This window comes from Halobaculum marinum (genome assembly GCF_029338555.1).
GTDB lineage: Archaea > Halobacteriota > Halobacteria > Halobacteriales > Haloferacaceae > Halobaculum > Halobaculum marinum.
The window spans coordinates 1,767,404-1,788,207 of the sequence record NZ_CP119989.1 but is presented as its reverse complement, the minus strand read 5'-3'; the positions used below and the strand labels follow the sequence as shown (position 1 = coordinate 1,788,207).

Here is a 20,804-nt window from a genome sequence, read left to right as displayed (position 1 = left end):
TCACTCGGTGAGCTGGATCATGTTCCCGTTCTCCGTGACGTGGATGTCACGGCCGAGCGTGTACCCCTTTCGGCCCGCGAGGTCGACGTAGGGCGCGAAGCCCTTCATGTCCTGGTGGGCGGGGATGACGTGCTGGGGCTCCAGCGCGTCGAGCATCTGGTAGTGCCCCTCCTCGCGGAGGTGGCCCGACACGTGGATGTCGTCGTAGATGCGTGCGCCCTGCATCTTCAGGAGGCGCTCGGACTGGTAGCGCTGGCCCTCGTTCGTCGGCTCCGGGATGACCCGGGCCGAGAAGACGACCTTGTCGCCCTCGTCCAGTTCGTACGGCGTCTCGCCGCGACCCATGCGAGTGAGCATCGCGCGCGGCTCGCCCTGGTGACCCGTGACGATGGGGAGGTAGTTCTCCTTGCCCTCCTGCATGATCCGCTTGAACGTGCGGTCCACCGACTTGCGGTGGCCGTACATTCCCAGATCGTCCGGGAAGTCGACGAAGTTCAGGCGCTCGGCGGTGCCGCTGTACTTCTCCATCGAGCGACCGAGGAGCACCGGCTCGCGGCCGATCTCCTTGGCGAACTCGACGAGCGAGGAGACGCGCGACACGTGCGAGGAGAACGTCGTGGCGACGATGCCGCCGTCGTAGTCCTCGATGGACGTGAGCACGTCCTTCAGGTGGCGTCGGGCGACCGACTCCGAGGGCGTGCGTCCCTTGCGGCCGGCGTTGGTACAGTCCTCGATGTACGCGAGCACGCCGTTGCCCTCGCGACCGATCTCGCGGAAGCGCTTCATGTCGATGGGGTCCTCGAGGACCGGCGAGTGGTCCATGCGCTTGTCGAGGCCGTAGACGACGGCGCCCTCGGGCGTGTGGACGACCGGGTTCACCGCGTCGATGATCGAGTGGGTGACGTGGACGAACTCCAACTGGACGTTGCCGGAGTCACCGATCTCCATCGTCTCGCCCGCCTCCATCTTGACGAGGTCGTTGTCGACGTTGAACTTGTTCTCGCCTTTGACCTGCTGTTTGACCAGTTCGATCGTGAACGGCGCCGACACGATGGGCGCGTCGTAGCGGTGCGCCAGCTTCGAGATGGCGCCGATGTGGTCGAGGTGACCGTGCGTCGGCACGATGGCCTGCACGTCGCCCTCCATGTCGCTCATGACCCGGTCGTCCGGGATGGCGCCCATGTCGATCAGGTCGAGGCTGTGCATCTTCTCTGTCTCGACGTTGTCGTGGATCAGGACCTGGCTCAGGTTGAGGCCCATGTCGAACACGACGATGTCGTCTCCCGCTCGGACTGCCGTCATCTGGCGACCGACTTCCTCGTAGCCGCCGATTGTTGCGATTTCTACTTCCATGGTGTATTCGTTCGGTGTTGCGAGCGTCTGAATCCCGCGCGTCGTGCGCGGCCGTTGCTCGTACGGAAAGCCCCGGTACGGGTCACTGTGGACCCCGGCGTCTTGCAGCGCGTCGGTCCGCAATCCCGCAATACGAGGCCGATCCCCGTACTTACCCGCGGGCCTGTGGTGTTCGTAGCGTATCGGTCACGTGTTAAAACTGTGCGGGTTCGCGAGCCGGTCGCATGACGCTCGCCGGAGCGGCCCCCCGCGACCGGGCCCAAGAGTCGCCGCGGACGGCGGGTCCGCCCCGTCACGCGTCCGGTACGCTTAAACCGGAATCTGCCGACGTGGCGAACATGACTGGCCGCCCGCTCGACGTACTGGAGGACGCTCTGGACACGCCGGTGACCGTTCACCTGAAAGACGGGACCGCGCACTTCGGGGTCCTCGCCGGCTACGACCAACACATGAACGTCGTGCTCGATCCGACCGAGTTGGAGGGCGCTACGGACGACGAAGTGGAAGACACAACGATTATCCGTGGCGACAACGTCGTCTCGATCAACGCATGACCGGAGCCGGAACGCCGTCTCAGGGGAAGAAGAACAAGACGACGCACGTCAAATGTCGACGCTGCGGCGAGAAGTCCTACCACGTGAAGAAGAAGAAGTGCTCCTCGTGTGGCTTCGGCAAGTCGGCGAAGCGCCGGGGCTACGAGTGGCAGTCGAAGGCCGGCGACAACTGACCCGATTCTTCTCTCACGTCTCTCAGCTTCCGTAGCGTCTGCGCCGTCGACGCACACACGAGAACACCACGCCGAGCCACGCGGCCGGTCCCGTGCGGAGGAAGCCGGACATATGCGCGTTCGTGTATAGCTCGCGGGCATCTACCGGCCACCTACACACGATAACGAGGGTTTTTGTGGAGTCGGCTACCAGTACCTCCCATGCCACAGGGCGACCCCGGGGAGGGTACGTCGGCGCCGGTCACATCGCTCACCGAACCGCTCGGCGACGGCTCGCGCGAGCCGACCCCCGTCGACGGGCCGACCGAGAAGTGCGGCGTCGTCGGCGTCTCACTGGCCGACCGCGACGCCGCCCGGCCGCTGTACTACTCGCTGTACGCGCTCCAACACCGCGGGCAAGACTCCGCGGGGATCGCTACCCACGACGGCTTCCAACAGCACAGCCACGTGGAGATGGGGCTGGTGGGCGACGCGTTCACGCAGTCTGACCTCGACAGCCTCGCCGGGTCCGCCGGGATCGGCCACGTCCGCTACCCGACCGCCGGCGGCGTGAACGCCTGCTGTGCCCAGCCGTTCTCGGTGTCGTTCAAGTCCGGCGCGTTGGGCCTCGCGCACAACGGCAACCTCGTCAACGCCGACGAGATCCGCGACGAACTCGCCGGCGCAGGCCACGCGTTCACGTCGCAGGGTGACACCGAGGTCATCGCGCACGACCTCGCGCGCAACCTGCTGGAGTCGGACCTCATCCGCGCCGTCAAGCGGACGATGAGCCGGATCCACGGCTCGTACTCACTGACCGTGATGCACGACGACACGGTGATCGGCGTGCGCGACCCGCAAGGGAATCGCCCGCTGTGTATCGGCGAACTCGACGACGGCTACGTGATCGCCAGTGAGTCGGCGGCCATCGACACGCTCGACGGGGAACTCGTCCGGGACGTACGCCCCGGGGAACTGGTCGTCCTCGAACCCGACGGGAGCGGCTTCGACTCCTACCGACTGTTCGAGAAGGACAACAGCGCACACTGCTTCTTCGAACACGTCTACTTCGCTCGACCGGACTCCGTCATCGACGACACGCTCGTGTACGAGGCGCGGCGCGACCTCGGGCGGGCGCTGTGGGAGGAGGCCGGCGTCGACTCCGACGTGGTGATGCCGGTGCCCGACTCCGGGCGCGCGTTCGCCTCTGGGTACGCCGACGCCGCCGCAGAAGACGACGCCGGCGTCGAGTTCGCGGAGGGGCTGATGAAGAACCGCTACGTCGGGCGGACGTTCATCATGCCGACGCAAGACGAGCGCGAGCGAGCGGTGCGCCTCAAGTTGAACCCGATCCGCTCGACCGTCGAGGGGCGGACGGTCACCCTTATCGACGACTCCATCGTGCGCGGCACCACCTCGACGCAGTTGGTGCAGTTGCTCCGCGACGCTGGCGCGGAAGAGGTGCACGTCCGCATCGGCGCGCCGGCCATTATCGCCCCGTGTTACATGGGGATCGACATGGCGACGCGCGAGGAACTGATCGCCGCCGACCGCTCCGTGGAGGAAGTGCGCGAGGAGATCGGTGCCGACTCGCTGTCGTACCTCTCCATCGACGCCGTCGCTGGCGCGCTGGAGTCGACCCGGGCGGATCTCTGTCTCGGCTGTGTCACCGGCGAGTACCCGTACGACATCGACGGCGAACCGACCGACCGCGAGGTTGAGCGACCGGTCGTCGACGGCGCCCCCGCCGACGACTGAGCGACGGCCCGCCACGAGACCGCGACCGACGTGGAAGGAGACCGTTCAGGTGCTGACAGGCGACACGTCGCTCACCCGCGGACCGTCGTGTCGCACACCCGCTCGCGGCCCGCGGCGGTCGTCACCGCACGGGCGGTCGTGGTCCCGGGATGGTACGTGAACCCTCGGACCGTCCCCCACTCTTCACGTCAGTAGACGACGTACAGGAGGACGTATACGAGGACACCGAGCGCGAACGAGACCACCCACAGCGACGCCGCGATCCGACCGACACGAGCGTGGGCGGTGTCGAACAAGTCGGTCGTGGGGCGTGTCCCCGCGAGCGTGAGGACGTAGACGACGAGCGGGACACACACCACCGCGAGCAGGATGTGGATCGCTAACAGTGGGAGGTAGACGTAGCGCTCGACGACTCCGGGACCGGCGAAGTCGGTCGTGCCGAGCAGCGCGAGGCGGTAGAGGTACATCGCGAGGAACGTCGCGAACAGCGTCGTCGAGGCGAGCATGAATCGCCGGTGAGCGACGAAGTCGCGACCGCGGGCGGCGCGGACGCCGGCGAGGATGGTGCCGATGGCCGACAGCGAGACGACGGCGTTGAGCGTCGGGATCGCTTCGAGGAACGCGGTCGGCGCACGCGGGATGGCGCCGGACGGCACGAGGCCACCGGCGGTCGCGAACACGACGGCGAGCGCGAGCGCCGAGACGACGCCGGCGACGCCGAGGCTGTGGTCGCGAACGAACCCGCGGAGTCGGTTACCGGACGGCGGTGTGTCCGTGCTCATTGTCGGCGCGTGGGGCGGGAGCACCAAAGCCGTTGTCCGAACAGTACCCGCTGAAGCGACGACCGCTGGTGATCGAACGACCGACGACGGATCCGTGTACGAATTACCCGTCTATCGAAGTGTGTGCCGCAATCATTGAACGATTCCCGTAGTTTCAATGGGATCGAGTCCATGTTGCCGACAATGATCACCAGGGAGACGATCAAATCAGCGATCCTCTGTCGGTTCGTCGGCCACGAGTGGGAACCGACGGTGATGCGGGTGACCCACGGTCGAGTCGAGTGCGGTCGCTGTGGTGTCGCCGAGTGGCGACAGAACTGACCGAACGCGGCACCGTCGGTCGGCGGGCCTCGGCGGGCGGTCGGGACGGCGACGGATCAGGTGGCGGCGCAGCACGTCGCCGTCGACCGCGGGGTGTGCGACTCCTCCACGATGACCCGTCGGAATGGAAAGCCCTTTATCTGTAACCGGGATACGTCGAAGTGCGTACTGACGCACGATGCGTGGGTAGCCAAGCCAGGCCAACGGCGCAGCGTTGAGGGCGCTGTCCTGTAGAGGTCCGCCGGTTCAAATCCGGTCCCACGCATCCACACGGATGCAGGTGCTGTGCGCCCTTCGGGGCGCCCTACAGACAGCACCCACGCACAATCCTTCCGAACGCTACACCAAGCAGCGACCGCCACGTCGCCGTCGACGGGCGAGCGCCAGAGAGTAACGGTTTTCCGCGGAGCAACGGCTCCAACTGGTATGCACGCGATCACCGGCTCCGGGTGGATCGAGGTCATCTCGGGGTCGATGTTCTCGGGGAAGACCGAGGAACTGCTCCGGCGACTACGTCGCGCGGAGATCGCGGGACAGGAGATCGCCGTCTTCACGCCCGCACTCGACGACCGCTACGGCGAGACGAGCATCGGGTCGCACAACGGCCGCTCGTGGCAGGCGCAGGTCGTCGCCAACGAGGGCGATGGGCCGTGGGACATCTTGGACGACCTCAACGGCGAGATGGTCGTCGCCATCGACGAGGCGAACTTCTTCTCGGACACGCTCGTCGACGTGTGTCAGGCGCTTGCGGAGGACGACCGCCGCGTCATCGTCTCCGGCACCGACCAGACGTACCGCGGGGAGCCGTTCGACCCCCTGCCGGACCTGATGGCCGTCGCCGAGTACGTCGACAAACTCCAGGCGATCTGTGCGGTCTGTGGCGAACCGGCGACCCGGAACCAACGGCTCATCGAGGGGGAACCGGCCCACGAGAACGACCCGACCATCCTCGTAGGCGCCGAAGAGAGCTACCAGGCGCGCTGTCGAGACTGTCACGTCCTCCGGCGCGACTGACGGGGCACACGGGTCGCGCCGTCATCGCAACCGTCAATGTCGGTCCGCCGCAACTCAGCCCGTGACGACGTGGGTCGACAACCCCGAGGGGGGACGGGCACGCGGACCAGCGGCGGTCGCCCGAGCGTGGGTGGAGGTGCTCGTGCGGCCGACACGGTTCTTCCAAACTGGCGTCGCGCCGGGCGACCAGGCGCCGGGACTGGTGTTCGCCGTCTGCGTGGCCGTCGCGTTCGCCGGGAGCCGGTTCGTCCTCGACCCGGCGACCATCCCGACGGCGTTCGGCGGGCCGGGCGTGTCGGCCGCCGTGTCGCTGCTGTTCGTCGCGGTGTTCGTCGCGCCGGCGGCCCTCCACCTCACGGCGGCGCTCCAGACGGTGTTGTTGATCCTGCTGGTCAGGGACCGCGCCGGGATCAGCGAGACGGTTCAGGTGCTCGCGTACGCGAGCGCGCCGTGCGCGCTCGCCGGCGCACCGGTCCCAGCGCTTCGGGCGGTGTGCGCTCTGTACGGGGCCGGCCTGCTCGCGCTGGGGATCCGCGAGGTCCACGACACCACGACCGGGCGAGCCGTCGCCGCGACCGCGCTCCCGGCGGCGCTGGTGTTCGGGTACGGCTTCCGCGGCTTCGCGGCCGCGGAGACGCTCCTCGCGCAGTGGTACGTCATCTGACGGCGCACGCGGGTGAGCGTGCGTGACCGACGGGGGCGGCCCGTGATCGACAGTGTCGCTCCACCGTCGGGCGATCGTTGCTTGCGACGGCGCGAGCCGCGCGCGTCGGCATTTCGACAACCGTTTTAGGCAGGGGACTCTGGCTCCACACAAATGGGTAAGTGTATCATCTGTGGTGCGTCCGTGGACGGACGCATCTGCTCCTCCCACGAAGAGGACGTCGTCTTCGAGTTCCGCGGCAACAGCCCCGACCAGCTCGTCAGGAATCGCTTCTACACCGGCATCGTCGACGGCTACGCCGACTTCGGCGTGTTCATCGATCTGTCCTCCAACGTCACGGGCCTGCTCCACCGCTCGGAACTCGACAAGCGGCTGGAGTCGCTCGACTGGGAGCCGGGCGACACGGTGTTCGTCCAGGTGAAGAACGTCCGCGACAACGGCGACGTCGACCTCGCGTGGTCGATCCGACAGTCCGAGCGAGAGTTCCGCGGCGCCCTCATCCAGGAGGGAACCACCGAGTTGGAACGCGACGAGGACGACGATGACGACGACGACGCCGGCGGCGTGACCCACAAGCCGACGCCCGACGACCCCGGGCAGGGCGCCGACGAGGCCGACGAGGCCGACCAGAGCGGCGCCGAGGACACCGAGGACGCGACGGAGGCTACGGAGGACGCCGCCGAGTCCGGCGGTGCCGACCAGACCGCCGACGAAGACGAGGGCATCGACGCCGTCCGCGAGCAGAAGCAGGCGACCCCAGACGGCGAGGTCGAGCGCGTCGAGATCGGCACGCTCTCCGATCGCGTCGGTGAGGAGGTCCGCATCGAGGGCGAGGTCGTCGGCGCACGCCAGACGGGCGGCCCGACGGTGTTCGAACTGCGCGACGAGACGGGCGTCGTCGACTGCGCGGCGTTCGTGCAGGCTGGCGTCCGCGCGTACCCCGACATCGAGGTCGGCAACATCGTCCGCCTGGAGGGCGAGGTCGAGGTGCGGCGCAACGAGATCCAGGTGGAGACGGAGGCACTGGCGGCGCTCGAGGGAAATGAAGCCGAGGCGGTGCAGCGCCGCCTCGCGGACGCGCTGACCGACGAGGCGCGCCCGAACGAGTTGGTGACGCTCGGCGAGCACGACGCCGTCGACGCCGTCGCCGACGACCTGCTCGACGCTGCCGAGGCCGTGCGCCGCGCGGTCATCGAGTCGCGCCCCGTCGTGGTTCGCCACGCGGCGACCGCCGACGGCTACGTCGCCGGCGCCGCCGTCGAGCGCGCCGTGCTCCCGCTCGTCCGCGAGGAACACGCCAAGAGCGACGCGGAGTACCACTACTTCACGCGCCGCCCGCTCGACGAACCGGTGTACGACATGGACGCCGCGACGAAGGACGCCACGCGGATGCTCCAGGACCGCGACCGCCACGACGAGAAGCTGCCGCTCGTGCTCCTGCTGGGCACGGGGTCGACGCGAGAGTCGCGCGACGGGCTCGACCTGCTGGGCGTGTACGGCGCCGAGCGCGTCGTCGTCGACGCCGCGACCGCCGACGAAGAGATCGCCGAGGCCGTCGCGACGCTCGTCAACCCCGGCCTCGCGGGCGCCGACACGGCGGACCTGACGACCGGCGCGCTCGCGTCGGTGCTGGCGGCGACGGTCAACGACGACGTGGTCGACGACCTCGCACACCTCCCCGCGGTCAGCTACTGGGAGGGGACGCCCGCGACGTACACCGACCTCGCCGACGAGGCGGGTCGCGACGCCGAGCGCGTCGCCGAGTTGCGCGAGGCCGTCGCGCTGGAGGCGTACTACCAGAGCTACCAGGACAAGCGCGAACTCATCACGGACATCCTGTTCGGCACGGAGGGCGGCGACCTCGCCGGCCACATCGCCGGGCAGTTCCGCGAGAAGTTGGAGACGGAACTGGACACCGCGGAGGCGAACATCGAAGTGCGCGAGGTCGACGGGCTCACGTTCGCGACGCTCGACGCCGACGCGTTCAGTCACCGCTTCGACTTCCCCTCGACGACGCTGCTGGCCGACGAACTCCAGCGTCGCGGTGACCGCGACGCCACGGTCGTGTACGGCACGGACGAACTGTACGTCCGCGCCGACGGCGACGTGGACGTGCGCGCCGCCGCGGGCGACGCCGAGATGGCCGTGGCCGACGCGGGTGTCACGGCGGTCGGCGTCCGGCAGGGCCGCATCGAGTACCTCGCGGGTCGCCGCGACCAGGTGACCGACGCCGTCGTCGACGCGGTCGCCGGCCAACTGCAGTAACGCGGCTCGAACCGTCCGGTTCTCGGCATTTTCTCACCCGATTAGGGAGCGACAGCATCGACGACGCCGCACGGCGCCGTCCGGGTCACGACGATTCTGCCGAACGAAACCCTTAGGCCCCGAACGCGACCACTCACACGCAATGAGCGGGACCGCTGACTCGGATCCGGAGCTGTCGGCGTACGCCGAGGAGTCCGACGAACCGGCGGCGTTCGAGCGGGCCTGCGCGCACCTCGTCGAACAGATCCTCGACGGTGAGGTCGACCGCGACGACCTCGAAGCCGCCAAGCGCGACGCCTGTTCGGCGTTCTCTTCGCCGAAGGTGCCCCAAAACACCGACCTCCTCCAGCGCGCCCCTGAGGGGCGACGCGAGGAGGTCCGCGAGGTCGTCCGGCGCAAGCCCGTCCGCACTGCCTCGGGAGTGTCGCCCATCGCGATCATGACCTCGCCGCACACCTGCCCGCACGGGAAGTGCCTCTACTGCCCCGGCGGGCCGGCCTCGGAGTTCGACTCCTCACAGAGCTACACCGGCCACGAGCCCGCGGCGGCGCGCGGCCAGCAGAACGACTACGACCCGTACGGACAGGTGACGCTCCGACTGGAGCAGTTGCGCCACATCGGCCACCCGGTCGACAAGGCGGAGCTGATCCTGATGGGCGGCACCATGACCGCGCGCTCACACGACTACCAGGAGTGGTTCGTCAAGCGTGCGCTCCAAGCGATGAACGAGTACGACACGGACGCGCGCCCGAACCCCGCGGAGGGTCGGAGCTTCGCACAAGCGCGCGAGGAGTACGACTTCGAGTACCTCGAAGACGTGAAGTCGCGCAACGAGTCGTCGGACGTGCGCTGCGTCGGCATCACGTTCGAGACGAAGCCCGACTGGTGCGACCCCGAACAGATCGACCGGATGTTGAAGCTCGGCGGGACGAAGGTCGAGGTCGGGGTCCAGACGACGTACGAGCGAGTCAACCGCGAGATGCACCGCGGCCACGGCAATCAGGCGTCGGTCGACGCCAACCGTCGCCTCCGCGACGCCGGGTTCAAGGTGGGGTTCCACATGATGCCCGGCCAGCCCGGGATGACCCGGGAGATGTGCCGGGAGGACTTCCGCCAACTGTTCGACAACCCCGACTGGCGGCCCGACTACCTGAAGATCTACCCGACGCTCGTGGTGCGCGGCACCCGCGTGTACGACTCTTGGCGCCGCGACGAGTTCGACCCGCTCGACAACGAGGCCGCCGCGGACCTCGTCGCCGACGCGATGAACGAGATTCCGACGTACTGCCGCCTCCAGCGCGTCCAGCGCGACATCCCCGCCGACTTCATCGACGCGGGGGTCTGGAAGTCGAACCTCCGGCAGTTGGCCGACCAGCGCGCCGCGGAGAAAGGGTACGAGTTGCGCGACATCCGCGCCCGCGAGGTCGGGCACAACGACGCCGACCCTCGCCCCGAGGACGTGGAACTGGACGTGACCACCTACGAGTCCGGCGGAGGCGTCGAACACTTCATCAGCTTCGAGGACACCGCCCAGGATCTCCTCGTCGGCTTCTGTCGCCTGCGGTTCCCGTCGTACTCCCACGCCGCGCCCGGCGCCGGGCCAGCGGCCGACGACGACGCGATCCGGCGGGAACTGGTCGACGCCGCGCTCGTTCGCGAACTCCACGTGTACGGCTCGCCTGCGACGTTCGATGGCGGTGACGACGGGCGCGACGGCGACTGGCAACACCGCGGCTACGGTCGGCGACTGCTACGCGAGGCCGAGGACATCGCCGCCGACGCCGGGTTCTCGAAACTGTCGGTCATCTCGGGCATCGGCGTCCGCGGCTACTACCGGGACAAACTCGGCTACCACCAAGACGGCCCGTACGTGAGCAAGCGGCTGTAGGGCAGGACGACCCGCCCCGACGGTAGCCACGTGCCAAGACCTCTCACACCGCCGAACGGAAGGGTATCGGTGGTGATACGCACACCGAGGGCCTTTTTGCTATCTGACGGTTCTCGCGTGTGTGCAAAGTTCCCTCGTCGTCCAGTTGCAAGACACGCTGGAGGGGTTCGTCACCACCGAGGCGCGACTCGCGGTGACAGTCGTCCTCTTGACGGCGGCGGCGGTCACCGCGCTGCTGTTGGCGCCGCGCGTCGTCCGGACAGTCCACCGCGTGACGCGCGACCGTGTGCTCGCCAACGAGCGCGTCCCGGTGCAGGTGTCGGAGTTCGACTGGGGCCTCCCGGTCACGGGCGTCGTCCGGACGCTCCAGTTCGCCGTCCTCATCGGCTGTGTCCTCGCAGTGTTGGTGGTGTGGGGCTTCGCCGACGTGGCGCTCCTCGCCGTCTCGACGATGGCCGCGACGGTGCCGCGGATCGTCCAACTGCTCACGACGATCTCCATCGTCGCGGGGGCACTCATCGGCATCGACGTGCTGGAGGCCCGACTCGACGAGTACGCCGCCGAGTCCGACGCCATCAACCAACACCAGAAGGGGATCGTGTTCCGGATCCTCCAGTTGGCGGTGCTCGGGGCGGCTGTAGTCGGGAGCCTCACGGTCTGGGGAGTGAACCTCGGCGGCCTGCTCGTGGGCGCCGGGTTCCTCGGGATCGTCATCGGTACCGCCGCGCGGACGACCATCGGGTCGCTCATCGCCGGGTTCGTCCTCATGTTCTCCCGGCCGTTCGAGTTGGGCGACTGGGTCGAAATCGACGGCGAGGAGGGGATCGTCTCGGACATCACCGTGATCAACACGCGCATCCGCACCGCCGGCGGCGAGGTGGTCGTCATCCCCAACGAACGAGTCGCGAACGCGACGGTGTCGAACCGCACCCGACTCGGACAACTCCGCTTGTCGGTCGACGTGGGAGTCGACTACGCCGCCGACCTCGAACGCGCCGAGTCGGTAGTCGCCGACGCGCTCGCGGACGTGTCTGAGATCGAGGCGAACCCGCCGCCGCAGGTCGTGCCGAAGTCGCTGGGCGACTCCGCGGTCGTGCTGGAGTGTCGCTTCTGGATCGACCACCCGAGCGCGCCCAAGCGGGCGCTCGGAACCGCGGCGGTCGTCCGCGAGGTGAAGACCGCCCTCGACGAGGCAGGGATCAAGATCCCGTACCCGCAACGCGAGTTGTCGGGTCGTGCTGAGACGGGCGGCTTCCGCGTCGCCGAGGGGAACGAGCGGACGGCCACCGAGGTCGCCGTCGCGAACGGCAGCGACGACGACTGACGCTCGTCTCCCGACCGCATTCGCGCCACCGCGTGGATCGACACATTTTGTAGCAGACACGACACCGGTACGCGCGTGTTCGAAGAGCAGTTCGTCGACCTCGTGGGGACGAACCCCGTCGTGCAGGCGCTCGTCGGCGGGGTCGTCATCGCTGGCCTGAACATGGTCGGGGCGCTCGCGGTGCTCGTCTACCGCGACCCCAGCGAGCGCGTGCTCGACACGGCGCTCGGCTTCGCCGCCGGCGTGATGTTGGCGGCGTCGTTCACGTCGCTCATCGTCCCCGGCATCGAGTTGACCGAGGTCGTCGTGCCCGGCGTCCCGGCGACGGGACTGCTCTCGCCCGTTCCGGTGCTCGCGGGCATCCTGCTGGGTGCCGCGTTCCTCGATCAGGCCGATCACTGGGTGCCGCACGTCCACGTCCTGATCACGGGTCGCGCTCGCACCGACCAGACCGTCACCGACGCGAAGGTCGCCTCGGTGATCCTGTTCATCGTCGCGATCACCATCCACAACATGCCCGAGGGCCTCGCCGTCGGCGTCGGCTTCGGCTCCGGGAACGTCGCCAACGGCATCGCGCTCATGCTCGCGATCGGGATCCAGAACATCCCCGAAGGGCTGGCGGTGTCCATCGCCGCGATCAACGCGGGGTTCGAGCGGACCTCCTACGCCGTCTTGACCGGGATCCGGTCGGGGTTGGTCGAGATCCCGCTGACCGTCTTCGGGGCGCTCGCGGTCGTCGTCGTCGAACCGCTGTTGCCGTACGCGATGGGCTTCGCCGCCGGCGCGATGCTGTTCGTCATCTCCGACGAGATTCTCCCGGAGACGCACTCGCGGGGACACGAGCGCGAGGCGACGCTCGGGACGATGGTCGGCGTGGTCGTGATGCTGTACCTCGACGTGGCGCTCGCGGCCTGACCGGCCCGCTACTGTGCGCCCGCAGTCTCCGCAATCGCACCTGCGAGCACTCGCGTCGCCGCGGCGCAGTCCTCCCAGTCGGTCCACTCGCGCGGGTTGTGACTGATGCCGTCGCGCGAGGGGGCAAACAGGAGCGAGGCGTCCGTCACGTTCGCGACGTGCATCGTGTCGTGGGCGGCGCCCGAGTGCAGGTCCATCGTCGTCAGCCCCGCGGTCTCGCCCGCACGGTGGGCCGCCTCGCGGAGGCGCTCGGCCATCGGCGTCGGGTGGAGGTCGAACGGACGCGAGAACTCCGTCTCGACGCCGCGGTCAGCCTCGATGCGGGCGAGCGTGTCGCCGACGGCGTCGACGACCGTTTCCATCGACTCGTACGCCACGTCGCGGATGTCCACGCCGGCGTCGACGCGCCCGGGGACGACGTTCGTCGCGTTCGGCGACACGTCGAGCGACCCGACCGTCCCCACGGCGGAGTCGCTGCTCGTGTCGACCACGTCGTTGGCGGCCCGTTCCACGTCGAGCACGAGTTCGGCGGCCGCCGCGAGCGCGTCCGTCCGCTCGTGCATGTGCGTCGCGCCGGCGTGGTTCGCCTCGCCGCGAATCGTCACGTCGAGGTGGGTGATACCCGTGATAGTCGTGACGACGCCGACGGGCACGCCCGCCGCCTCCAGCGTCGTGTCCTGCTCGATGTGGAGTTCGTAGAAGGCGTCCCACGCGCTGGCGTCGAGGCGCCCCGACCCCGCGAAGCCGATCCCTTCGAGCGCCGCCGCGAGCGTCACGCCGTCGTCGTCGGTGAGCGCGAGGGCTTCCTCGACGGTGCGCTCGCCGACGGCGACGGAGGAGCCGAGCAGGCCGTCGGCGAAGCGCTGGCCCTCCTCCTCGGTGAACGAGACGACGACCACCGGGCGGTCGGGCGTCACGTCGGCGTCTTGCATCGCCCGCACGGCCTCTAGTGCCGCGTACACGCCGAGCGGGCCGTCGAAGATGCCGCCCTCCGGCACCGAATCGACGTGACTGCCGGCGGCGACGGGCGCGGCGTCGGGGTCGGCGCCGTCGGGCGTCCACCTGCCGGCGACGTTGCCGACGGCGTCGACGGTCACGTCGAGGCCGGCGGCGTCCATCCGGTCCACCAGGTACTCGCGAGCGCGCCTGTTCGCCTCCATGCCGACGAGGACGGTCCGCCCCCGGCCCTCGGCGGCGTCGACCGCGCCGAACTCGGCGTTCGCCTCGATGTCCGCACGGAGTCGGTCGGCGTCGACGGTGAGATCCATACGGGCGAGTTGCGCCCGGTCGGTGTTGGCTCTTTGTGATGCGGCTACCCCGGACGACGACACGGTCGAACCGCTCGCGGACGGCGTGTTTGCTCCCGCTCTCGCACACTTCGACAAGACTTATTCGCGCGCCCCGGCACCGGTCGCGTATGAGCGACATCGTCGTCACCCTGCCGGACGGCTCGGAGTTGTCCGTGCCGGAGGGTGCTTCCGTCGAGGACGTGGCGTACGAGATCGGACCCGGACTCGGGAAAGACACCGTCGCCGGCGTCGTCGACGGTGAACTCGTCGACAAGGCCGCCCCCGTCCACGACGGCGCGCGGATCGAGATCGTCACCGACCAGTCCGAGGAGTACCTGCAGGTGCTTCGTCACTCGGCGGCCCACGTGTTCGCACAGGCGCTCCAGCGGGAGTTCCCCGAGGCGAAACTCGCCATCGGGCCGCCGACGGAGGAGGGGTTCTACTACGACGTGGCCGGCGTCGACCTCGACGAGGACGACTTCGCCGCGATCAAAGCGGAGATGCAGGAGATCATCGAGGCCGACTACGACATCGAGCGCGTCGAAGTCCCCCGCGAGGAGGCGCTCGACGAGTACGCCGACAACGAGTACAAGACGGCGATCCTCCACGAGGAGGCCGCCGACGAGGACCCCGTCTCGGTGTACCAGCAGGACGACTGGCGCGACCTCTGTAAGGGCCCCCACGTCGAGTCGACCGGGAAGGTCGGCGCGGTCGACCTGCTCAACATCTCCTCTGCGTACTGGCGCGGCGACGAGGAGAACGACCAGTTGACGCGGGTGTACGGGACGGCCTTCGAGTCGGAGTCCGACCTCGAGGAGTTCCTGAACATGCGCGAGCAGGCCGCCGAGCGCGACCACCGGAAGATCGCACGGGAGATGGACCTGTTCTCCATCCCGACGATCACGGGGCCGGGGCTCCCGCTGTATCACCCCGCCGGGAAGACGATCCTCTCGGAGTTGGAGGACTACGTCGACGAACTCAACGACGCCGCGGGCTACGGTCAGGTCGAGACGCCGCACGTGTTCCGGACGGAACTGTGGGAGGAGTCGGGCCACTACGAGAACTACCAGGACGACATGTTCCTGTTCGACGTGAACGACGAGGAGTACGGCCTCAAGCCCATGAACTGCCCGGGCCACGCCACCATCTTCGACCAGGGCTCGTGGTCGTACCGCGACCTCCCGATCCGCTACTCGGAACACGGGAAGGTGTACCGCAAGGAGCAGCGCGGCGAACTGTCGGGCCTGTCGCGCACGTGGGCGTTCACCATCGACGACGGCCACCTGTTCGTCCGCCCCGACCAGATCGAAGCGGAGGTGCGCCAGGTGATGGACGGCATCGAGCAGGTGCTGGAGACGTTCGACCTCGACGTGTCCGTCGACCTCGCGACGCGCCCCGAGAAGTCCGTCGGCAGCGACGAGGTGTGGGACCAGGCGGAGGCCCAACTGGAGTCGGTGCTGGAGTCGTCCTCGCTGGAGTGGGGGATCGAACCCGGCGACGGCGCGTTCTACGGCCCGAAGATCGACTTCTCGTTCGAGGACGCCCTCGGGCGCTCGTGGGACGGCCCGACGGTGCAACTCGACTTCAACATGCCCGAGCGGTTCGACCTGACGTACACGGGCGAGGACAACGAGGAGCACCGTCCGGTGATGATCCACCGCGCGCTGTACGGCAGCTACGAGCGCTTCTTCATGGTGCTCATCGAGCACTTCGCGGGCCGGTTCCCGTTCTGGCTCGCCCCCGAGCAGGTGCGCATCCTCCCCATCTCCGACGACAACCTCGGCTACGCCCACCGCGTCAAGAACGAACTGTCGGAGTTCCGCGTCGAGGTCGAGGACCGCGACATGACCATCGGTCGCAAGATCCGTGCGGCCCACGACGACCGCGTGCCGTACATGATCGTCGTCGGCGGCGACGAGGAGGAGGCCGAGACCATCTCCGTGCGTGACCGCTTCGAGAACGAGCGCAACGACGTGCCCGTCTCGGAGTTCGTCGAGCACCTCCGCGGTGAGGTCGCCGAGAAGACGGTGAAGCCGGACTTCGTCACCGACCACGACGAGTAAGCGCAGGCGCCTCGACCGCGATCGCGACCGACTCTTCGTCCGGACTGTTCGCTACCCACCGAACCGACGGTTCGTCCACCGACCACAAGGCACGGTAACGTTTAACACGATTCCGCCACTACCATGTGTCGATGGTGGGACGATCATTCGTCTGCCCCGATTGTGAAACGAGCGTCAGCAGCCTGTCGTACCGGTCGACGTGTCCGGACTGTGCTGGCCCGCTCGAACAGATCACGTACACGGGGACGTAAGGCTCCGTGCGGCAGTCGGACGATCACGACCCCGCGGTCATCCGCCAACTGGCGGTGACCACCGACGACGTCCTCACGGCGCTGGAGGCCCGCGAGCGCGGGCGCCGCGACGCCGTGCTCCGGATCACGCCGCCGTTCGCCGGGCGGATGCGGGCGCGCCTCCACGTCGAGGGCGGCGAGGGAACGTACGACGACGCCGAACCGATCCACGTCGAGCCACGGGCGTTCCTCCCGGAGGAGTTCCCGCGGTTCCCGGGCACTGGCGCGGATAGCTGGCGCTCGGCGGCGCGCGACGCCCTGCAAGAACAGATCGAACTGAGTAGCTCCGACGGACCGCTGACGGTCCGGGTCCGATACCTCGGATAGCGCCTTACAGGCGCTGGAGGTTCTTGGCCCGTGGGCCCTTCTCCGCCTCCTCGATGTCGAACTCGACTTCTTGTCCTTCCTCGAGGTCGGGGCCGCCGACGTCCTCCATGTGGAAGAAGACGTCCTCGTCCGCGTCCTCGGTCTCGATGAATCCGTAACCGCCAGTGTCGTTGAAGAATGCGACCGTGCCTTTCGCCATTCGCGTTTACCTCGACCGTCCCTGATGCGAGTTTGATATAAATATCTGTGGGTTGTTGTGACACATCCCCGACATAGGCGTGTTCGGACCGGAGCCCGTCACACGGGGTGCCGGAGTGCGCCGGCCAGCGTGGCGGCCTCGTCGCGACCTTGCTGGCCGAGTTGTGTGGGGTACACCACCAGCGGGACGACGAAGTCGGCCCCGTCGCGGAGCGCCTCGGTGACGTGGACGAACACGTCGATCTGTTGCCCCTCGAACGTCGCCGTCGCCTCGTACCTGACGAACGTCCGCGACTCCCCCAGAATCTCCACGGCGGACTCGCCGACGCGTGTCGGGTTCGAGATGCCCTCGTAGTTGCTCGTGAGCAGGCCGATGAGTTCGTTCGTGTCGTAGTCGGCCACCGGGTTGAACGTCTCGCCGGCGACCTCGACCGCGGGCGTCGACACCGCGGCGAACACCCCCGCGCGGACCGACCCCAGCACCGTATCGATCGTCTTCTCGTACGTCGTGACCTTGTTCACGGCCTCGACGGAGGTGCCCGCGAAGTCGCGGCTGATCGTCTGGGATTCGGTGCCCTGTCGCTCGTAGCCGGTCTCCTCGGCCGCCGCCGACGTCGTGTCTGCCGGGCTCGCTTCGAACGTCGTCGGCGACCCCGAACAGCCCGCGAGGCCGACCGTCGCCGCGCTCGCTACCGATCCGATGAACGTGCGTCGGTCCATACCCCGGATCGATGCGTGGCGTGGATAAGTGTCGTGGCCACGGCGACGGAATGTGCACGAACGTCCCCCACCGTAACGCTCATAGGGGATACCGTATCTAGTGTCGAATGCCTACGGACGGCCGTCCCGTCGTGTGCCTCTCTCATCCCCCCCAGGTACGACGTGGCCCCCGTGGGCACTTTTGAACTGACCCCCCTCACACCAGCGAGCGGCGGCGACACCGCCGCTCGCGTTCGACCGACCGGTAGTGCCGACAGTCAGCGCTCGTCGACGGCGACCGGTCGCGCCTTCCGTCCGTACCTGACGACGCCCTCCTGCTCGTAGACCCGTCTGAACACGGCGCGGACGGTGTCGGCCGCGGCGACCGACCCCGGCGTGGCGTCGCACACCTGCATCGGGAGACTCACCCGCCCGCCGTCGCGCTCGAACGCCACGATGGCGACGGGGTAGTCGCCGCCGCGTTCTGCCTGTCGTGCGAACTCCGGCGGCGCCCCGCCGGGAGAGACGCCCGTGACTGTCTCGACACGCCCCTCGCGAGGCAGCGCGACGGAGTCGAAGTCGACGAGCGCGTGGCAGTCTGGACACGCGCCCTCCGGCGGGAACGCGAGCGCGCCACAGGCCGGACACCGACCTGCACGGAGTCGGTAGCGCGCGGCGATGGAGCGCCGCCACGTGGCCACCGACACCGCCGCGCCGCCGCCAGCCGGGGCCTCGTCCGCCGTGAGGTCGCCGCGGAGGCGCAGCGCATCGGTGTAGCCCACATCGTCGCCGGCGTCGAGCGACCCCTCGACCGGAGCGAGGCCGTCGACGAGGAGCGCGTCGGCACCGGCGCCGCTGCCCCAGCCGACGACGAGCGTCCGCGTCGCCCCCTCCTGGAGCGCCCGCGCCACCCCGAGCAGCGGCCCGGCGGCGCCGGTGTCGCCGAGCGTCGATACAGGCGTCGTGACGCGCCCCGGGTCCAGTCCCGCGGCCCGAGCCGCTCGGCCGGGGAGATCCCCATCTGGTGCCGAGATCGCAACCGCCGCCGCGTCGCCGGGGTCGGGCACGTCTGGGTCCGACGCGAGGCCGTCGACCGCCGCGGCGACGGGCCGGGTGAACGCCGCACGGTCGTACGTCGTGACGCCTAGTCCCTCCACCTCGTCGCTGGCCGGGCGTCTGAACCGCGTCCCCGGGTAGTCCGTCGCCACCTCGCTGTCGCCGTGGAGGCCGGCACCGCTGCCGCGGTCGGCGCCGAGGACGACCGCCGCCGCGCCCGCTCCGGCGGCGTGGCCCTCGGGGGAGTTCGGCGCACCGCCCGGTGCGTCGGCGGCCACGACCACCGCCGGGAACGCGCCGGCGTCGCGAGCGGCCCGCAGCGCCCGGGTGCCGGCCCGCGTGCTCCGCCCGGCGTACCGGGTGGTCGCGTCCGCGGGGACGCCCAGCGCGTCGCCGAGCCGGGGTGTGAGGTCCTCCTCGGCCATCGGGGGCGTCGTCGTCGCGAACGCCAGTCCCGACAGAGACGCCGCGTCGACGCCCGCGGCCTCCAGCGCGCGCTCTGCGGCTGCCACGGCCATCGTGAGTGCGTCCTCGTCGGGCGCGGGTACGGCGACCGACTCGACGCCGCGAGCCGCCGACCGGCCCCAGGCGTCCGCCACCGCCGCGCTCGGGAGGCGGGCGCGTGGCGCGTACAGCCCCGCGCCGAGGATACGTGCGTCCGCGTCGGGACGCTCTTCGGGTGCGCCGCCGGGACCGGGCTCCGGGGCGCTCACGCGCCGCTCACCCCCTCGGCCTCGAACACGTGAACCACGGCGGCGCCGCCGGAGCCCCCGACGTTGTGCGTCAGGCCCCGTTCGGGGTCGTCGAGTTGGCGGTCGCCCGCGTTCCCGGTCAGTTGGTCGAACGCCTCGACTGCCTGGCCGGCGCCAGTCGCACCGATCGGGTGCCCCTTCGACTTCAGCCCGCCGGAGGTGTTCACCGGGAGGTCGCCGTCGATGGCGGTGACGCCGTCGCCGACGAGCGCCGCCGCCTCGCCGCGGTCGCAGAAGCCGAGGTCCTCGTACGCCAGGAGTTCGGCGATGGCGAAGCAGTCGTGCACCTCCGCGAAGTCGAGGTCGGTTCTGGGGTCGGCGACGCCCGCGGCGTCGTACGCCGTCTCGCCCGCCCGCTCGCTCGCCTCGACCGCGGTGTAGGTGTCGCGCTGGAACAGGCCCACGCGGTCGGAGGCGGCGCCCACGCCCGCGACGCGGACGCGGTCGTCGAAGGAGGCGGCGACCTCCTCGCTGGCGACGAACACGGCGGCGGCGCCGTCGGTGGTCGGACAGCAGTGGTACAGCGTGAGCGGGTCGGCGACGACGCTGGCCGCCTCGGCGTCGTCGACGGAGCACTCGAAGCCGAGGTGTGCCTTCGGGTTCTTCGCCCCGTTGGCGTGGTTCTTCGCGGCGACCTCCGACATCGCGCGCCGCGGGGCGTCGTACTCGCGGAGGTACGCGTCGGCCATCTGGGCGTACACGCCCGAGAACGTCGTTCCGGCCATGCGCTCCCACTCCGTCTCGCCGGAGACGCCGAGCCAGTACTTCGTCGCCTCCGCGGAGGTGTCGGTCATCACCTCGACGCCGCCCGCGAGCACGAGGTCGGCCATCCCCGACTCCACGGCCATCACGGCCTGCCGGAGCGCGTAGCCAGAGGCGGCACACGCGTTCTCCACGCGCGTGCAGGGGACGCCGTGGAGGCCGACGTGCTCCGTGACTACGGGGCCGGCGAGACCGATCTGTCGCCCGCCGACGCCGAGCGTTCCCACGAACGCCTCGTCCACGTCTCCCGGGTCGAGGTCGGCGGGCGCGGCCGCCTCGTACGCCTCCCGGAACAGCGTCCGGTACGTCTCCTCGGGGAACGAGCCGAACGACGACTGGCCCGCGCCCACGATGTACGCGTCTGTCATGCTCGAATCG

19 protein-coding genes and 1 tRNA gene are annotated in these 20,804 nt (G+C 69.2%); 13 read left to right on the top strand and 7 right to left on the bottom strand.

Translation table 11 applies throughout. The features are described 5' to 3' along the window. The gene (locus tag P0R32_RS09225; protein ID WP_276236660.1) at positions 1 to 1,353 is read right to left on the bottom strand and encodes a ribonuclease J; all 1,353 of its coding nucleotides are present in this window, start codon (positions 1,351 to 1,353) and stop codon (positions 1 to 3) included. A 338-nt stretch (positions 1,354 to 1,691) separates the two neighbouring features. Here P0R32_RS09225 and P0R32_RS09220 point away from each other — a divergent pair, with 338 nt between their 5' ends. From P0R32_RS09220 to purF, 3 genes are all read left to right on the top strand, one after another. Then, positions 1,692 to 1,907, top strand: a complete 216-nt coding sequence (locus P0R32_RS09220) for an LSM domain-containing protein (protein ID WP_276236659.1) — start codon at positions 1,692 to 1,694, stop codon at positions 1,905 to 1,907. Beyond that, complete coding sequence (locus tag P0R32_RS09215) at positions 1,904 to 2,080, top strand: 50S ribosomal protein L37e (RefSeq protein WP_144903464.1); 177 nt, start codon at positions 1,904 to 1,906, stop codon at positions 2,078 to 2,080. Before P0R32_RS09220 ends, P0R32_RS09215 begins: the two co-directional genes overlap by 4 nt. Before the next feature lie 201 nt (positions 2,081 to 2,281). Further along, positions 2,282 to 3,817 carry an amidophosphoribosyltransferase gene (gene purF, locus P0R32_RS09210; RefSeq protein WP_276236658.1) on the top strand — a complete coding sequence of 512 codons (1,536 nt, stop codon included), beginning with the start codon at positions 2,282 to 2,284 and terminating at the stop codon, positions 3,815 to 3,817. A 188-nt stretch (positions 3,818 to 4,005) separates the two neighbouring features. On the opposite strand, the gene P0R32_RS09205 is transcribed toward purF, so the two are convergent. Beyond that, positions 4,006 to 4,599: a DUF420 domain-containing protein gene (locus P0R32_RS09205; protein ID WP_276236657.1), complete on the bottom strand. Its 594-nt coding sequence runs from the start codon at positions 4,597 to 4,599 to the stop codon at positions 4,006 to 4,008. Between the two features lie 183 nt (positions 4,600 to 4,782). Between P0R32_RS09205 and P0R32_RS09200 the strand changes: the two genes are divergently transcribed. The 8 genes from P0R32_RS09200 (at position 4,783) to P0R32_RS09165 (ending at position 12,990) form a co-directional block, all read left to right on the top strand. Then, entirely contained in the window at positions 4,783 to 4,920 is a 138-nt protein-coding gene (locus tag P0R32_RS09200; RefSeq protein ID WP_276236656.1) for a hypothetical protein, read from the top strand. A 180-nt stretch (positions 4,921 to 5,100) separates the two neighbouring features. Further along, positions 5,101 to 5,185, top strand: a tRNA-Leu gene (locus P0R32_RS09195). A gap of 161 nt (positions 5,186 to 5,346) precedes the next feature. Next, positions 5,347 to 5,934 (top strand): thymidine kinase, encoded by a 588-nt coding sequence (locus P0R32_RS09190; protein ID WP_276236655.1) that lies wholly within the window; start codon positions 5,347 to 5,349, stop codon positions 5,932 to 5,934. A 61-nt stretch (positions 5,935 to 5,995) separates the two neighbouring features. Then, complete coding sequence (locus P0R32_RS09185) at positions 5,996 to 6,598, top strand: YIP1 family protein (protein WP_276236654.1); 603 nt, start codon at positions 5,996 to 5,998, stop codon at positions 6,596 to 6,598. Positions 6,599 to 6,751: 153 nt separating this feature from the next. Beyond that, entirely contained in the window at positions 6,752 to 8,863 is a 2,112-nt protein-coding gene (locus P0R32_RS09180; protein WP_276236653.1) for a DHH family phosphoesterase, read from the top strand. A gap of 142 nt (positions 8,864 to 9,005) precedes the next feature. After that, a complete protein-coding gene (locus P0R32_RS09175) occupies positions 9,006 to 10,751 on the top strand; it encodes a tRNA uridine(34) 5-carboxymethylaminomethyl modification radical SAM/GNAT enzyme Elp3 (protein ID WP_276236652.1) in 1,746 nt (581 codons plus the stop codon). Positions 10,752 to 10,872: 121 nt separating this feature from the next. After that, positions 10,873 to 12,075, top strand: a complete 1,203-nt coding sequence (locus P0R32_RS09170; RefSeq protein ID WP_276236650.1) for a mechanosensitive ion channel family protein — start codon at positions 10,873 to 10,875, stop codon at positions 12,073 to 12,075. Positions 12,076 to 12,150: 75 nt separating this feature from the next. Then, positions 12,151 to 12,990 (top strand): ZIP family metal transporter, encoded by an 840-nt coding sequence (locus tag P0R32_RS09165; protein ID WP_276236649.1) that lies wholly within the window; start codon positions 12,151 to 12,153, stop codon positions 12,988 to 12,990. Between the two features lie 8 nt (positions 12,991 to 12,998). Here P0R32_RS09165 and P0R32_RS09160 read toward each other — a convergent pair whose 3' ends face one another. Continuing rightward, entirely contained in the window at positions 12,999 to 14,258 is a 1,260-nt protein-coding gene (locus tag P0R32_RS09160; protein ID WP_276236648.1) for a M20 family metallo-hydrolase, read from the bottom strand. 149 nt (positions 14,259 to 14,407) lie between these two features. On the opposite strand from P0R32_RS09160, the gene thrS reads away from it, so the two are divergent. Both thrS and P0R32_RS09150 read left to right on the top strand, forming a co-directional pair. Beyond that, complete coding sequence (thrS, locus tag P0R32_RS09155; RefSeq protein ID WP_276236647.1) at positions 14,408 to 16,342, top strand: threonine--tRNA ligase; 1,935 nt, start codon at positions 14,408 to 14,410, stop codon at positions 16,340 to 16,342. Between the two features lie 257 nt (positions 16,343 to 16,599). Continuing rightward, positions 16,600 to 16,959, top strand: coding sequence for a DUF8009 family protein (locus P0R32_RS09150; protein WP_276236646.1), 360 nt, complete (start codon positions 16,600 to 16,602; stop codon positions 16,957 to 16,959). A 4-nt stretch (positions 16,960 to 16,963) separates the two neighbouring features. Here P0R32_RS09150 and P0R32_RS09145 read toward each other — a convergent pair whose 3' ends face one another. The 4 genes from P0R32_RS09145 to P0R32_RS09130 form a co-directional block, all read right to left on the bottom strand. After that, positions 16,964 to 17,158: a cold-shock protein gene (locus P0R32_RS09145; RefSeq protein WP_276236645.1), complete on the bottom strand. Its 195-nt coding sequence runs from the start codon at positions 17,156 to 17,158 to the stop codon at positions 16,964 to 16,966. A gap of 98 nt (positions 17,159 to 17,256) precedes the next feature. Continuing rightward, a complete protein-coding gene (locus tag P0R32_RS09140; protein WP_276236644.1) occupies positions 17,257 to 17,877 on the bottom strand; it encodes a DUF6517 family protein in 621 nt (206 codons plus the stop codon). 257 nt (positions 17,878 to 18,134) lie between these two features. Beyond that, the gene (locus tag P0R32_RS09135) at positions 18,135 to 19,625 is read right to left on the bottom strand and encodes a zinc ribbon domain-containing protein (protein ID WP_349770197.1); all 1,491 of its coding nucleotides are present in this window, start codon (positions 19,623 to 19,625) and stop codon (positions 18,135 to 18,137) included. After that, the gene (locus P0R32_RS09130; RefSeq protein ID WP_276236643.1) at positions 19,622 to 20,794 is read right to left on the bottom strand and encodes a thiolase C-terminal domain-containing protein; all 1,173 of its coding nucleotides are present in this window, start codon (positions 20,792 to 20,794) and stop codon (positions 19,622 to 19,624) included. Before P0R32_RS09130 ends, P0R32_RS09135 begins: the two co-directional genes overlap by 4 nt. Positions 20,795 to 20,804 lie beyond the last annotated feature (10 nt).

Bases quoted from the DNA above. Each gene is read 5' to 3' on its own strand.
- P0R32_RS09225 (WP_276236660.1), bottom strand. From the start codon at position 1,353: ATGGAAGTAGAAATCGCAACAATCGGCGGCTACGAGGAAGTCGGTCGC.
- P0R32_RS09220 (WP_276236659.1), top strand. From the start codon at position 1,692: ATGACTGGCCGCCCGCTCGACGTACTGGAGGACGCTCTGGACACGCCG.
- P0R32_RS09215 (WP_144903464.1), top strand. From the start codon at position 1,904: ATGACCGGAGCCGGAACGCCGTCTCAGGGGAAGAAGAACAAGACGACG.
- purF (WP_276236658.1), top strand. From the start codon at position 2,282: ATGCCACAGGGCGACCCCGGGGAGGGTACGTCGGCGCCGGTCACATCG.
- P0R32_RS09205 (WP_276236657.1), bottom strand. From the start codon at position 4,599: ATGAGCACGGACACACCGCCGTCCGGTAACCGACTCCGCGGGTTCGTT.
- P0R32_RS09200 (WP_276236656.1), top strand. From the start codon at position 4,783: ATGATCACCAGGGAGACGATCAAATCAGCGATCCTCTGTCGGTTCGTC.
- P0R32_RS09190 (WP_276236655.1), top strand. From the start codon at position 5,347: ATGCACGCGATCACCGGCTCCGGGTGGATCGAGGTCATCTCGGGGTCG.
- P0R32_RS09180 (WP_276236653.1), top strand. From the start codon at position 6,752: ATGGGTAAGTGTATCATCTGTGGTGCGTCCGTGGACGGACGCATCTGC.
- P0R32_RS09175 (WP_276236652.1), top strand. From the start codon at position 9,006: ATGAGCGGGACCGCTGACTCGGATCCGGAGCTGTCGGCGTACGCCGAG.
- P0R32_RS09160 (WP_276236648.1), bottom strand. From the start codon at position 14,258: ATGGATCTCACCGTCGACGCCGACCGACTCCGTGCGGACATCGAGGCG.
- thrS (WP_276236647.1), top strand. From the start codon at position 14,408: ATGAGCGACATCGTCGTCACCCTGCCGGACGGCTCGGAGTTGTCCGTG.
- P0R32_RS09145 (WP_276236645.1), bottom strand. From the start codon at position 17,158: ATGGCGAAAGGCACGGTCGCATTCTTCAACGACACTGGCGGTTACGGA.
- P0R32_RS09140 (WP_276236644.1), bottom strand. From the start codon at position 17,877: ATGGACCGACGCACGTTCATCGGATCGGTAGCGAGCGCGGCGACGGTC.
- P0R32_RS09130 (WP_276236643.1), bottom strand. From the start codon at position 20,794: ATGACAGACGCGTACATCGTGGGCGCGGGCCAGTCGTCGTTCGGCTCG.